General features: G+C 69.2%; 11 protein-coding genes. 5 read left to right on the top strand and 6 right to left on the bottom strand.

Going from position 1 to position 11,696, the window contains the following annotated elements; genetic code table 11:
• Positions 1 to 13 precede the first annotated feature (13 nt).
• The 3 genes from ABLI39_RS07100 to ABLI39_RS07090 form a co-directional block, all read right to left on the bottom strand.
• Positions 14 to 1,963: a sugar phosphate isomerase/epimerase and 4-hydroxyphenylpyruvate domain-containing protein gene (locus ABLI39_RS07100; protein WP_349412732.1), complete on the bottom strand. Its 1,950-nt coding sequence runs from the start codon at positions 1,961 to 1,963 to the stop codon at positions 14 to 16.
• A complete protein-coding gene (locus ABLI39_RS07095) occupies positions 1,963 to 2,844 on the bottom strand; it encodes a shikimate dehydrogenase (protein ID WP_349412731.1) in 882 nt (293 codons plus the stop codon). The genes ABLI39_RS07100 and ABLI39_RS07095 overlap by 1 nt, the downstream gene beginning before the upstream one ends.
• Positions 2,845 to 2,969: 125 nt before the next feature.
• A complete protein-coding gene (locus tag ABLI39_RS07090) occupies positions 2,970 to 3,788 on the bottom strand; it encodes an IclR family transcriptional regulator (RefSeq protein WP_502935204.1) in 819 nt (272 codons plus the stop codon).
• Between the two features lie 282 nt (positions 3,789 to 4,070).
• Here ABLI39_RS07090 and ABLI39_RS07085 point away from each other — a divergent pair, with 282 nt between their 5' ends.
• Entirely contained in the window at positions 4,071 to 5,390 is a 1,320-nt protein-coding gene (locus ABLI39_RS07085; protein WP_349412730.1) for an MFS transporter, read from the top strand.
• Between the two features lie 139 nt (positions 5,391 to 5,529).
• Here ABLI39_RS07085 and ABLI39_RS07080 read toward each other — a convergent pair whose 3' ends face one another.
• Positions 5,530 to 6,618, bottom strand: a complete 1,089-nt coding sequence (locus ABLI39_RS07080; protein WP_349412729.1) for an ATP-dependent DNA ligase — start codon at positions 6,616 to 6,618, stop codon at positions 5,530 to 5,532.
• A gap of 154 nt (positions 6,619 to 6,772) precedes the next feature.
• On the opposite strand from ABLI39_RS07080, the gene ABLI39_RS07075 reads away from it, so the two are divergent.
• A complete protein-coding gene (locus ABLI39_RS07075; RefSeq protein WP_349412728.1) occupies positions 6,773 to 8,467 on the top strand; it encodes an alpha-amylase family protein in 1,695 nt (564 codons plus the stop codon).
• 150 nt (positions 8,468 to 8,617) lie between these two features.
• Positions 8,618 to 8,854: a hypothetical protein gene (locus ABLI39_RS07070; protein ID WP_146336271.1), complete on the top strand. Its 237-nt coding sequence runs from the start codon at positions 8,618 to 8,620 to the stop codon at positions 8,852 to 8,854.
• Positions 8,855 to 8,858: 4 nt separating this feature from the next.
• On the opposite strand, the gene ABLI39_RS07065 is transcribed toward ABLI39_RS07070, so the two are convergent.
• Both ABLI39_RS07065 and ABLI39_RS07060 read right to left on the bottom strand, forming a co-directional pair.
• Positions 8,859 to 9,146 (bottom strand): MoaD/ThiS family protein, encoded by a 288-nt coding sequence (locus ABLI39_RS07065; protein WP_349412727.1) that lies wholly within the window; start codon positions 9,144 to 9,146, stop codon positions 8,859 to 8,861.
• Between the two features lie 9 nt (positions 9,147 to 9,155).
• Positions 9,156 to 10,304: a WD40/YVTN/BNR-like repeat-containing protein gene (locus tag ABLI39_RS07060; RefSeq protein WP_349412726.1), complete on the bottom strand. Its 1,149-nt coding sequence runs from the start codon at positions 10,302 to 10,304 to the stop codon at positions 9,156 to 9,158.
• A gap of 175 nt (positions 10,305 to 10,479) precedes the next feature.
• On the opposite strand from ABLI39_RS07060, the gene ABLI39_RS07055 reads away from it, so the two are divergent.
• Together ABLI39_RS07055 and ABLI39_RS07050 are read left to right on the top strand one after the other, a co-directional pair.
• Positions 10,480 to 10,989, top strand: coding sequence for a universal stress protein (locus ABLI39_RS07055; RefSeq protein WP_349412725.1), 510 nt, complete (start codon positions 10,480 to 10,482; stop codon positions 10,987 to 10,989).
• The gene (locus tag ABLI39_RS07050) at positions 10,979 to 11,596 is read left to right on the top strand and encodes a DinB family protein (protein ID WP_349412724.1); all 618 of its coding nucleotides are present in this window, start codon (positions 10,979 to 10,981) and stop codon (positions 11,594 to 11,596) included. The genes ABLI39_RS07055 and ABLI39_RS07050 overlap by 11 nt, the downstream gene beginning before the upstream one ends.
• Positions 11,597 to 11,696: the final 100 nt, after the last annotated feature.

Raw genomic sequence — 11,696 nt, 5'->3', positions numbered from 1 at the left:
TGGCCGGGTGCGGTCAGGCGGTGAGTTTCAGCTGGTGCAGGTGGTCGTACTGGACGGCGTGCCGGACCGGGGCGTTGGGTGCCCCGTAGCCGTCATAGGAGCCGCGGCGTTCCACCATTTCGAAGAACACGCTGCCGACGGTGGCGGTGTAGAAGTGCAGGAACTCGCCGTCGGCGTCCCGGTCGTAGAGCAGGTTCAACTCCCGCAGCGTGGCGAGGAACGCCGGGTTCAGGTCGAACCGTGCGTCCAGGTCCTCGTAGTAGTTCGCCGGGATCTGCAGGAATTCCAGGCCGCGGCCGCGGGCGGCCCGGGCCGTGGCCACGAGGTCGTCCACGGCGAACGCGATGTGTTCCTGGTAGGTCCGGCGCGGGGTTCCGGCGGGCGCGCTGCCGGCCGGCTCCGGGCCGGCCTCCTGCTGGTGCAGCGGGGCCAGGTTCAGCACCAGCCGCACACCCCGGTCCCGGGTGGTCATCACCTGGGAGCGGACCAGCCCGGTGGGGCTGGCAACCTCGGCGTACGGCTGCGGCTCCAGGGCCAGGGCGCTGGTGTAGAAGAGCACGGCCTCGTCGAAGTGCTGCCACGGCTGGGCGAGGTTGACGTGGTCGATCACGGCCGGCGGAGCCGCGGCCGGCCCGGTTTCGGCGCCAGCGGCGGCGCCGAAACCGCTGCCGGCGGCGGGGCCGAATTCGCTGACCCAGGCGGGTATGCCGTCCGGGTTGCCCTGGCAGAGGAAGATTTCGGTGGAGTCCGGCGCGGCGAAGCCCTGGAAGACCTCCTCGTTCGCCTGGCTCTTGCGCGGCACCGCGGGGGCCTTCAGCTGCTGCGCCCGGGCCGCAGCGATCACGGGGGAATCGACGTCGAAGCCGACCGCGGCAATGGCGGTCTCCGCGGCGGCGGGGGCTTCCTCGTTGATGATCACGCGTGCGTGGCCCATGGTCCACAATTGCACATTCTTGGTCCGGTGCCGGCCGTTGAACCCGAAACCCAGCTGGCCCAGCAGGGTCTCCAGGGCGGCGGTGTCGGCGGCCCGGACCTCGGCGAAGTTGAACCCGGCCGGCTCGGCCACCCGCGGCAGCGTGGCCAGCTCCATCGGATGGCGGCGGCGGCCGGCGCCGGCAGCAGCCTCGGCCGGGGATGGGTTCGCCTCCAGCCACCGCGCGCTTTGTTCCTCGAGCCAGATCAGCGAGCGCATGGCATCGACGGCGGTTCGCTCGACGTCGGACTGCCGGAAGACATCGTTGAAGACCTCGAGCGAGACCGGACCGGTGTAACCGGCACGGACCACGTGGCCCATTAACTTGGCGAGCTCGAACTGGCCCTCTCCCGGGAAGACGCGGTAATGCCGGCTCCAGGACAGCACGTCCATGGACAGCTTCGGCGCGTCCGCCACCTGGACGAAGAAGATCTTCTCCGGGTTGAATTGCTCGATCGGCGCCGTGTCCCAGTCCCGGGACAGGATGTGGAACGAGTCCAGGCAGGTGCCCAGGTTCGGGTGGTCCACGAGTTCCACCAGGCGGTGGGCGTGCTCGTAGTCGTTGACGTACTTGCCCCAGGCCAGGGCCTCGTAGGCGACCTTCACCCCGTGGTCGCCGGCGAGTTCGGCCAGCCGGGACAGCTGGGCGGCGCGCAGCTCGTCGTCGTCGATGCTGGCGGTGGCCACGTTGGAGCAGACCAGGATGGTGTCCATGCCCAGCCGGGACATCAGCCGGAACTTGGCCTCGGCCCGGCGCAGGTTGGCGGCGAGCAGTTCCTCCGGCACAGAGTCGAAATCGCGGAACGGCTGGTACAGGTCAAGGGTCAGGCCCAGGTCTGCGGCCATCGACCGGATCTGCTCCGGGCTCAGCGACGAGGTGACGAGGTCCTGCTCGAAGATCTCGATCCCGTCGAAGCCGGCGATGGCGCAGGCCTGCATCTTCTCCCGCAGGGTCCCGGAGAGGCAGACGGTCGCGATTCCGGTGCGCATCAGGCCGCCACCTCCTCGGCGGCGACGAGCTCCAGGAAGTGGGCGCGCATCCGGTCCGCGTCGGCGTCGAGGCCGGTGAAGATCCGGAAGGCGTCGGCGGCCTGGCCCACGGCCATCCGGCCTCCGTCGAGCACCTCGCAGCCCCGGGCGCGGGCCTCGCGGACCAGTTCGGTCTCGATCGGCCGGTAGACGATGTCCGCGACCCAGTGGCGGGGCTCCAGCAGGGACGTCTCCAGCGGGACGCCCGGATGGGCGGCCATGCCCACGGGCGTGCAGTGGACCAGGCCGTCGGCGAGCGGCATGAGCTCCGGGAGCTCCGCCGTCGTCCGCGCGGTGACCACACTGTCCGGGAAGAACCCGGCGAGTTCGGCCGCCCGGTCGGCGCAGCGTGCCGAGTCGGTGTCCACCAGGTCCAGGCGGCGGACGCCGGCGGTGAGCAGGGCGTAGGCGACGGCGGATCCGGCGCCGCCGGCGCCGAGCTGCACCACGCGGTCCAGCTTCGCCCCCGGTAGGCCGGAGGCGAGCGCGGAGGCAAAACCGGAGAAGTCGGTGTTGTGGCCGATGAAGCGGCCGTCGCGGATGGTCACCGTGTTGACCGCGCCGAGGCGCCGGGCATCCGGGGAGACCTCGTCGAGGTGCTGCAGCACCAGCTGTTTGCAGGGGTGGGTGATGTTCAGGCCGTTGAAGCCGAGGCGGTGCGCGAAGGTGAGGAGGTCCCCGATGGCCTGGCCCGGGAGGCCGAGCTCGGTGAGGTCGATGGGGCGGTACAGGTACCGCAGGCCCTGCACATCGCCCTCGCGTTCGTGCATGGGGGGCGTGAGGGACGGCGTGACGCCATCTCCTACGAGGCCCACGAGGAAGGACTCTGCTCGGTTGCTCATCCGTCTAGCTCCTTTGACAACGGCACTCGGCGGGCCACGGTGCAAGCGGCGGGCCGGGTGATGGGGATTACATTAGCGCAAGTGTTCACATATTGCACTATTGTTCTTATTACGAACACAGCCATCTACTGCTGGGGCAGCCGGGCCGAAAGTTCGGCCGCTGCGGACTGGAGCAGCGGCACCAGGGCCACGAGGGCCTCCATGCTCATCCGGAAGACCGGGACCGCGGTGGCCAGCGAGGCGAAGGCGTGGCCCTGGGAGTTGAAGACGGGGACGGCGACGGCGCGCATGCCGAGCTCGTTTTCCTCGTCCATGGTGGCGTAGCCGCGCTGGCGGACGAGCTCGATCTCGGCCCGGAAGGCGTCCCGGTCCGTAATGGAAAACTCAGTAAGCGGCTCGAGCTCCAGCTCCCCGACCAGCTGCCGCCGTGTGGCGTCGTCGGCAAAGGCGATGAGCGCCTTGCCTACCGAGGTGGTGTGCAGGGCGCCGAGGTGGCCGGGGTCCGAGGTGACCCGGAAGGTCTGCGGGCCGTCCACCTTGTTGACGGTGAGGTGGTGGTTCCCGTCGCGCACGGACAGGATGGTGGCCTCGCCGGATTCCTCCGTGACGCGGCGCAGGATGGGAAGGGCGGTGCCGGCGAAGCCGTGGTGGTTGGACACCCGCTGGCCGAGCTGGAAAACGCGCAGGCCCAGGTGGTAGCGGCGGCCGTCCGGCTCGTAGTCCACGAAGCCGTCCCTGGTCAGCGAGCCGAGCAGCCGGTACGTGGTGCTGAACGGCAGGTCGGCGCGGCGCGAGAGCTCGGCGGCACTGGCGCCGCGGGGCTCGTCCCCCAGCAGGACCAGCAGCCCCAGGGCCTTGCCCACCATGTCCGTGCGGGAATCCTCCCGGGCGGCCTTCTTTGTCCCGGGGGCGGAGGTCTCGGCAGTATCTTCGGCCGCATCCATGGGGCCGCCGGGGGCTTCGGCCGCGGGGGCCGGCTCTGTGTCTTGGTTCACACTCATGCATTGATGTTCTCACATGGTGAGAGCTATTGCTAGATGATGATTATTTTTGTTGACAAGTGATGGCAATCACAGCCATGCTTGCTACATCGCACAAGTAGCTCCCACCATGTGGCTACTAGTCCGGGTCTTTCCTCGGTCCACCGGCTGCCGCACACTTAAAGCCACCGGCCGGTGAGACCTTCCCGATCCATCCGCGACAACGTCGTCACACAAAGGAACACCATGAGCCAGACACTCCCGTCTACGACGCCGGGCACTGCCGCACCGGCCGGGACACCAAAGAAGGCAGCCCTCGCCAGCTTCCTGGGCAGCGCCGTCGAATACTACGACTTCTTCATCTTCGGTTCCGCCGCCGCCCTGATCTTCCCGAAGGTCTTCTTCCCGGACGCCGACGCGAACGCCGCGATCATGTCCTTCGCCACCTTCGGCTTCGCCTACGTGGCACGTCCGGTGGGCGCCGTGATCCTGGGCCACTTCGGTGACCGGGTGGGGCGCCGGAAGGTCCTGATGTTCACCCTGCTGCTGATGGGCGCCTCCACGTTCGTGATCGGCTGCCTGCCGGACTTCAAGACCGTCGGCTGGTGGGCGCCCGCGCTGCTGGTGATCGCCCGGCTCTGCCAGGGCCTCTCCGCCGCCGGCGAGCAGGCCGGCGCCTCCTCCATGACCCTCGAACACGCCCCGGACAACCGCCGCTCCTTCTTCACCTCCTGGACCCTGACCGGCACCCAGGGCGGCCAGATCCTCGCCGCCCTCGTCTTCATCCCCGTCCTGGCGCTGCCGGACGAGGTCAAGTACGGCATCGGCTGGCGCATCCCTTTCTGGCTCAGCGCCGTCGTTGTGGTGGTCGCGTTCTTCATCCGCCGCACCCTGCACGAGCCGCCGGCATTTGAGGAAGCACAGAAGTCCGCGCAGATCTCCAAGCTCCCCGTCGCCGACCTGCTCAAGCACCACTGGCGTGACGTGCTGCGAGTGGTCGCCTGTGCCTTCATCGCCGCCGTCTCCACCGTGTTCGGCACCCTGGCCATCAGCTACGCCAAGAACGTGGCCAACGTGGACGGCACTGTCACGCTCTGGCTTGTGGTGGGCGCCAACCTGGTCGCCCTCGGCACCCAGCCGCTGTTCGGCATGCTCGCCGACCGGATCGGCCGCAAGCCGGTCTTCATCTACGGTGCGCTGGCCAGCGCGGTGCTGACCCCGGTGTTCCTGCTCAGCCTCGAATCCGGCAGCGTCCCGCTGATGTTCCTGGCCGCGATCGGCTTCTTCTCCTTCGGCTACGCGGCCTCCAACGCCGTCTGGCCTTCCTTCTACGCGGAAATGTTCAGCACCAAGGTCCGCTTCTCCGGCCTGGCGATCGGAACCCAGCTCGGCTTCCTGATGGCCGGCTTCGCCCCCGCAATCGTCGCGGCCATGGGCGGTATCAAGCCCGGCGGCTGGGTCCAGATCACCATCTTCACCGGGATCATCTGCGCCATCGCCGCCGTCTCGGCGCTGACCGCCAAGGAATCGTTCAAGATTCCCACCAAGGAGCTCGGCCTGCGCTAAGGCCCCGGCCTTCCCGCCCGGTTACTTCGGGGGAAGCCCGGTGTGTTCACGGAACACACCGGGCTTTTCCGCGTGTCGCCGGGGTGGCGGCGGAGGAACCGGGCGGGAGCGTTCTGTGGAGCGCCCGACGGCGGGCGGTTCAGCCGCCGGACGGCGGCCCGCCGGCGCCGAGCACCGCGGCCAGGTCGTAGCTGACCGGCTCCTCCAGCTGGGCGTAGGTGCAGGAGGCGGGGTCCCGGTCCGGCCGCCAGCGGACGAACTGGGTGGTGTGCCGGAACCGCGGCCCCTCCATGTGGTCATATTTCACTTCGACCACCCGTTCCGGGCGCAGCGGCGTGAAACCCAGGTCCTTGCCCCCGCTCCACCGGCTTCCTTCGGCGTTGCGCGGCGTCCGCGCCCCCTCCTCCTGCCGGGCCCACGCCCACGGGTGGTCCGCGAAACCGGTGACCAGCGGCTGGAGTTCCTCGAACAGGTCCATGCGGCGCTGCATCGGGAATGCACCCACCACGCCCACGTTGGCCAGCACGCCGTCGTCGTCGTAAAGTCCCAGCAGCAGCGAACCGATCCGGTCCGGGCCGGAGGTGTGCACCCGGTACCCGGCCAGGACACAGTCCGCGGTGCGTTCGTGCTTGACCTTGAACATGGTGCGCTTGTCCGGCTGGTACCCGGAGCCCAGCGCCTTGGCCACGATCCCGTCCAGGCCGGCGCCCTCGAACTGCCGGAACCACCGTCCCGCGGTGTCCCGGTCCCGGGTCGCGGCGGTCAGGTGCACCGGCGCGGAGCTGCCCGCGAGCACCCGTTCCAGGGCCGCGCGGCGCTCCTCGAACGGCCGGGCGGTGAAATCCTCCTCGTCCAGCGCCAGCAGGTCGAACGCGACGAAGCTCGCGGGGGTCTGGTCCGCGAGCAGGCGGACCCGGCTGGCGGCGGGATGGATCCGCTGCTGGAGCGCGTCGAAGTCAAGGCGGTCCCCGGCGGCCCCCACCAGGATGATCTCGCCGTCGAGCACACACCGCGGTGGGAGATTCAGCTTCAGCGCCTCCACCAGCTCCGGGAAGTAGCGGGTCAGGGGTTTGCCGTTGCGGCTGCCGATCTCCACCTCGTCACCGTCGCGGAAGATGATGGACCGGAAGCCGTCCCACTTGGGCTCGAAGCTCATGGCCCCCGCCGGCAGGGCGCCGACGGCTTTCGCCAGCATCGGCGCGATCGGGGGCATCAGGGGCAGTCGCATGGGCCCTATTCTGGCGCGGCGGACCGCCCGCGTCGATCCCCCGGCGCCCGGCCCGGACTGCTGCCCGGCGGGATGCCCTCGACAGACCCGGATACCGAGGGTAGACATTGACGATGGCTACCACCGGATTCCACACCCCGCACGAGCAGACGGCATGAGGATCGCCGGGACCTCCGACCTCTGGTGGAAGAACGCCGTGATCTACTGCCTGGACCCGGAGACTTTTTTCGACGACGACGGCGACGGGACCGGGGACTTCGCCGGCCTGACCCAGCGGGTGGACTACCTGGCCGCCCTGGGCGTCACCTGCATCTGGCTGATGCCCTTCTACCCCTCGCCGGACCGCGACGACGGGTACGACGTCACCGACATGTACGGTGTCGACGGCCGGCTGGGCACCCTCGGCGACGTCGTGGAATTCATCCGCACGGCGCATGACCGCGGCATCCGGGTGATCGCTGACTTTGTCATCAACCACACCTCGGACAAGCACCCCTGGTTCGTGGAAGCCCGCAAATCGGTGGACAACCCCTACCGGGACTACTACGTGTGGCGCAAGGACACCCCGCCGGACACCTCGGACCAGGTGGTGTTCCCCGGCGAGGAAACGTCCATCTGGACCAAGGACAAGTCCACCGGCGAGTGGTACCTGCACATGTTCGCCAAATTCCAGCCCGACCTGAACGTGATGAATCCTTCAGTCCGGGACGAGATCGCCAAGTCCATGGGCTTCTGGCTGCAGCTGGGACTCGACGGCTTCCGGCTCGATGCGGTCCCGTTTTTCCTGGAACTGCGGGGCGAACCCAGGGACAAGCGCGCCCGCATTGATCCGCACGACTATCTCAGCGCCCTGCGCAGCTTCCTGAACCGCCGGCACGGCAGCGCAGTGCTGCTCGGCGAGGTCAACCTGCCCTACAAGGAGCAGCTCAAGTACTTTGGCGGCGCGGCGGGCAATGAATTGAACATGCAGTTCGACTTTCTCTCCATGCAGAACATGTACCTCTCGCTGGCGCGCGGGGATGCCAGGCCGCTGGCCCGGACGCTGGCCTCCCGGCCGGCAATCCATCCGGACAACCAGTGGGCCATGTTTGTCCGCAACCACGACGAACTGACCCTGGACAAGCTCAGCGACTCGGAGCGGGAGGAAGTCTTTGCCGCCTTCGGACCGGATGAGGACATGCAAATGTACGGCCGCGGGCTCCGGCGCCGGCTGCCGACCATGCTCGACGGCGACCCGGCCCGGATCCGCATGGTCTATTCGCTGATGTTCTCGCTGCCCGGCACCCCCGTGCTCTTCTACGGCGAGGAGCTCGGGATGGGCGAGGACCTGCGGGCGGACGGACGTTCCGCCGTCCGCTCCCCGATGCAGTGGAACGACACCGCCAACGGCGGCTTCTCCACCGCCCCCGAGCGGGAGCTGGTGGCCCGGGTGGTGGACGGCTACTTCGGACCCAAGAACATCAACGCCGCCGCGGCCAAACGGGATCCGGAGTCGCTGTGGAACTTCATCGCGGTGCTCATCCAGCGCTACCGCGAAAGTCCCGAGCTCGGCTGGGGCCGGTTCGAGCTGGTCAAGCAGCCTGTCGCCCGGGTGCTGCTGCACCGCTGCAGCCGGGACGACTCCGCCCTCCTCCTCGCGCACAACTTCGGGGCCGAACCCGCCTCGGTCACCGCAAGCGCGGCCACACTCGGGGAGCCCGGCCGTTCCTACGCCGGCGCGGTGCTGCAGGACCTGCTCGACGGCGAGGATATCCCGCTTCAGGACGACGGCGGCTTCGAACTGGAGCTGGGCCGTTACGGTTACCGCTGGTTCCGGATCCACCATCCGGAGGACCGGCTGAGCCCCTGAACGCCCCGCCCGGCAGCCGGAACCCCTCAGGAGGCGCCCCGCGGAAAACTAACCCAGCGCTTACCGGGCGGAAACGCGGCGGCAACATTGGCGCCGGACACTGGAAGTGCCGGCAAGAGCAGGCACCAGCTCCAGTCCAGGAGGCCAGCGATGTTGAAGGAAGCCAAAGCCCAGATCACCAGAGTCCGCGCCCTTGACCAGCTGCACCGCGGCGACGAGATCGAGGCGCGGCTGCGGGTCGGACCGAACTACGACGACGTTGTAATCCGCCGCGGCTGCGTGCAGGAGACGGCACCGGGAATCGGCGTTGTCTGGATCCTGGACCGGCAGTCCGGCACGCGCAAGGCCGTCAACACGGACGAATGCAGCCTCTGGCGCGTGGCCTGAGGCGTTAGCCGCCGGCCACGGACTGGATGATCAGCACTTCCTGGCCCGGGGCCACCTCGGTGCCCAGGCCCTGCAGGCGCCGGATTTCGTTGCCGTTGACGTAGATATTCACGAAACGGCGGACGGCACCGGTCTCGTCCCGCAGCCGCCTGGACAGCGCGGGGAAGTCACCGGCCACCGCGTCCAGCAGCCACCGGACGCTCACGGCCCCCTCTGCGGGCGCAGTCAGGACGGACTGCCCGCCGGCCAGGGGCTGCAGCACGCTGGGGAGCACCACGCTGATGTCAGGCAACGGTGCGCCTCACCCGGCAACCTCGGCCCCGGCGAGGGCGTCCGCGTGGCCGCCGGTCACCCGGGCGCCGGTCACCTGCGCGGCCCGGACACAGAGCACGTCCGGCAGGTGCGAGGCCACCTCGGTGAAGTGGTCGCCCTCGTCCGCGCTGGCGTAGACGCTGCCGCCGCGGGTGCCGAAGTAGACGCCGGCGGGTTCGGCCGCGTCGACGCAGGCCGCGTCGCGGAGCACGGCGTTGAACTCGGCCTGCGGAAGGCCGTCATCCAGCCGTTTCCAGCTCGCCCCGGCGTCGTCGGTCCGGTGCACGGCGAGCTTGCCGTCCGGCGGGATACGTTCCCCGTCGGCCTTGAGCGGGATGACCCATGCTGTGCCGGAGCGGCGCGGATGCGTGAGCATCACGAAGCCAAAGTCCGCCGGCAGGCCCTCGGCGATCGACTCCCAGCTTTCGGCGCCGTCGTCGCTGCGGTAGACGCCGTGGTGGTTCTGGGCGTACAGGCGGCCGTCGACGGCGGCGTCCGCCGCGATCTTATGGACGCACTGGCCGAATTCGGGGTAGGGGTCGGGGTTAAAGCGGGCCGAGATCCCCTTGTTCCGCGGCTCCCACGAGGTGCCGCCGTCGAGCGAGCGGTAGACGCCGCCGGTGCTCATCGCCACGTGCACCTTGTCACCGTCGGGGTTGACGACGATCGAGTGGGCCGCGGCCCCGCCGTAGCCGGCCCCCCATTCGCTCCGGTGCGGGTGGTCCCACAAGCCGCGGTTGAGTTCGAAGTGCTCACCGCCGTCGGTGGACTTCCAGACAGAAATCGGCTCGCAGCCGGCCCACACGACGCCGCGGCGGGACTCGGCGTCGGGGTGGATCTGCCAGACGCGCTCCAGTGCGGCGTCCGTGTCCTCGGGGAATCGGATGGCGCCGTTTTCGGGCTCGTGCCAGGTTTCGCCGAGGTCGTCGGAATGGAAGACCGTGGGTCCCCAGTGCTCCGAGCGGACCCCGACCAGGATCCGCGTCCGGCCGTCGCGGGTATCGATGCCGATGCTGGGGACCTCGCTCATCAGGAAGTGTGGGCCGGACAGCGACCAGTTTCGGCGGTCCGGGCTGGTTGCCAGCCAAAGGCCCTTCTTGGTTCCAATCGCCAGGACGTAACTCTCTGCGGTAGCCATGCCCTACATGCAACCACCCCGGCCCGGCCGCCGCAATGGTTTAAGCCCCATTCAGTCGACGAACTCTGACTGGGTCTCGACGAAGTCCAGGTCGGCGGCACTGAGCACCCCGGCAAGAGCTGCCTCGGGCAGGATGGCCCTAGCCGGACAGCCCGGATGTGGGCAAAAATGGACCATGCCCGCCGAGCGCACGCCCCATCCACCGCTGGTTGTCGGTGTCCTCCCCGGACGGTCGCCCGAGGTGCTCGAAACCGCCGTGGAGCTGGCCCGGGTCCTTGCCGCGCCGCTGGTCTGCGCCTTCGTCGACGAGGCCAGCTACCTGGTGGAGTGGGATCCGGCCCGTTCCGCCCACCGGCTCTCGCTGCACCCCGAGGCGGACAACGAGGGACTCCGGGCGCAGACGGAGCGCCTGCGCTCCGAGATTGCCGCGGCCTGCGAGGGTCCCGGCGTCGAGTGGAGCCTGCGGACCCTGGCCGGGGATCCGGCCCGGGCGCTCGGGCGGCTGGCGGCGGACGCCGGCGCAGCCATGATCGTGGTGGGCACCCCCGAACCCGGGCTGGGGCACCGGATCACCGCCGCCCTTAACGGCTCGGTGGCCGCCTGGCTGAGCCACCACCAGGACCGGCCCATCCTGATCGTTCCCGCCCGTGCCAGCGGACCGGGCGGGTCCCGCCGTGGTTCCTGACCCCGCCGCTCCCGAAGGCCGCCCCAACAGCCCTGTTCCCTTTGAGCGCTTTGACCGCGCGGACGTGGCCGCCGGCTACCGCCGGAACTGCGCCGAGCTGGAGGCCTGCCTGGCCGCCGCCACGCCGGAGTGGCTGCGGCGGCGCAGCGCAGGAACCCGCTGGAGCAACGAGGAACTGCTCTACCACATGGTGTTCGGCTACATGGTGGTGCTGGCGCTGCTGCCGCTGGTGCGCGTCTTTGGCCGGCTGCCGCTTCCCGTCAACCGCGGCTTCGCGCGGCTTCTCAACGCCGGGACGGCCCCGTTCGACGTCGTCAACTACTGGGGCTCAAAGGCCGGCGCCCGCGTGTTCAACCGCCGCCGGATGGCCGCGAAACTCCGCCGCACCACCTCGGCTTTGGAGCGCCGCCTGGCGAGCGAGACCCCCGGACAACTGGGCCGCTGCATGTCTTTTCCCGAGCGCTGGGATCCGTTTTTCCGGCCCAGGATGTCGCTGGCGGACGTCTACGCCTACCCGGTTGACCACTTCGATTTCCATGCCGGCCAGCTGTCAGCGGACGGCCCGGCCTCCCGGGGATTCGGGCCCCGGCCGGACCCGGGAAAATAAAGCGAAAGTAGTTATTCGAGGTGCTGGCGCATCGTCGCTACCGCCAAGTAAGGTTGTAGTCGTAGGCGGGAAACCCCCTACCCCATAGCTGCTCCGGAGT

This window comes from Pseudarthrobacter sp. B907, from assembly GCF_040137805.1.
Taxonomy (GTDB): domain Bacteria; phylum Actinomycetota; class Actinomycetes; order Actinomycetales; family Micrococcaceae; genus Arthrobacter.
This window is presented reverse-complemented; position numbering and strand designations above follow the sequence as displayed.

Excerpts from the sequence above, each read along its gene's own strand:
- ABLI39_RS07090 (WP_502935204.1), bottom strand. The coding sequence starts at position 3,788 with ATGGATGCGGCCGAAGATACTGCCGAGACCTCCGCCCCCGGGACAAAG.
- ABLI39_RS07075 (WP_349412728.1), top strand. The coding sequence starts at position 6,773 with ATGAGGATCGCCGGGACCTCCGACCTCTGGTGGAAGAACGCCGTGATC.
- ABLI39_RS07100 (WP_349412732.1), bottom strand. The coding sequence starts at position 1,963 with ATGCGCACCGGAATCGCGACCGTCTGCCTCTCCGGGACCCTGCGGGAG.
- ABLI39_RS07095 (WP_349412731.1), bottom strand. The coding sequence starts at position 2,844 with ATGAGCAACCGAGCAGAGTCCTTCCTCGTGGGCCTCGTAGGAGATGGC.
- ABLI39_RS07055 (WP_349412725.1), top strand. The coding sequence starts at position 10,480 with ATGCCCGCCGAGCGCACGCCCCATCCACCGCTGGTTGTCGGTGTCCTC.
- ABLI39_RS07070 (WP_146336271.1), top strand. The coding sequence starts at position 8,618 with ATGTTGAAGGAAGCCAAAGCCCAGATCACCAGAGTCCGCGCCCTTGAC.
- ABLI39_RS07080 (WP_349412729.1), bottom strand. The coding sequence starts at position 6,618 with ATGCGACTGCCCCTGATGCCCCCGATCGCGCCGATGCTGGCGAAAGCC.
- ABLI39_RS07085 (WP_349412730.1), top strand. The coding sequence starts at position 4,071 with ATGAGCCAGACACTCCCGTCTACGACGCCGGGCACTGCCGCACCGGCC.
- ABLI39_RS07060 (WP_349412726.1), bottom strand. The coding sequence starts at position 10,304 with ATGGCTACCGCAGAGAGTTACGTCCTGGCGATTGGAACCAAGAAGGGC.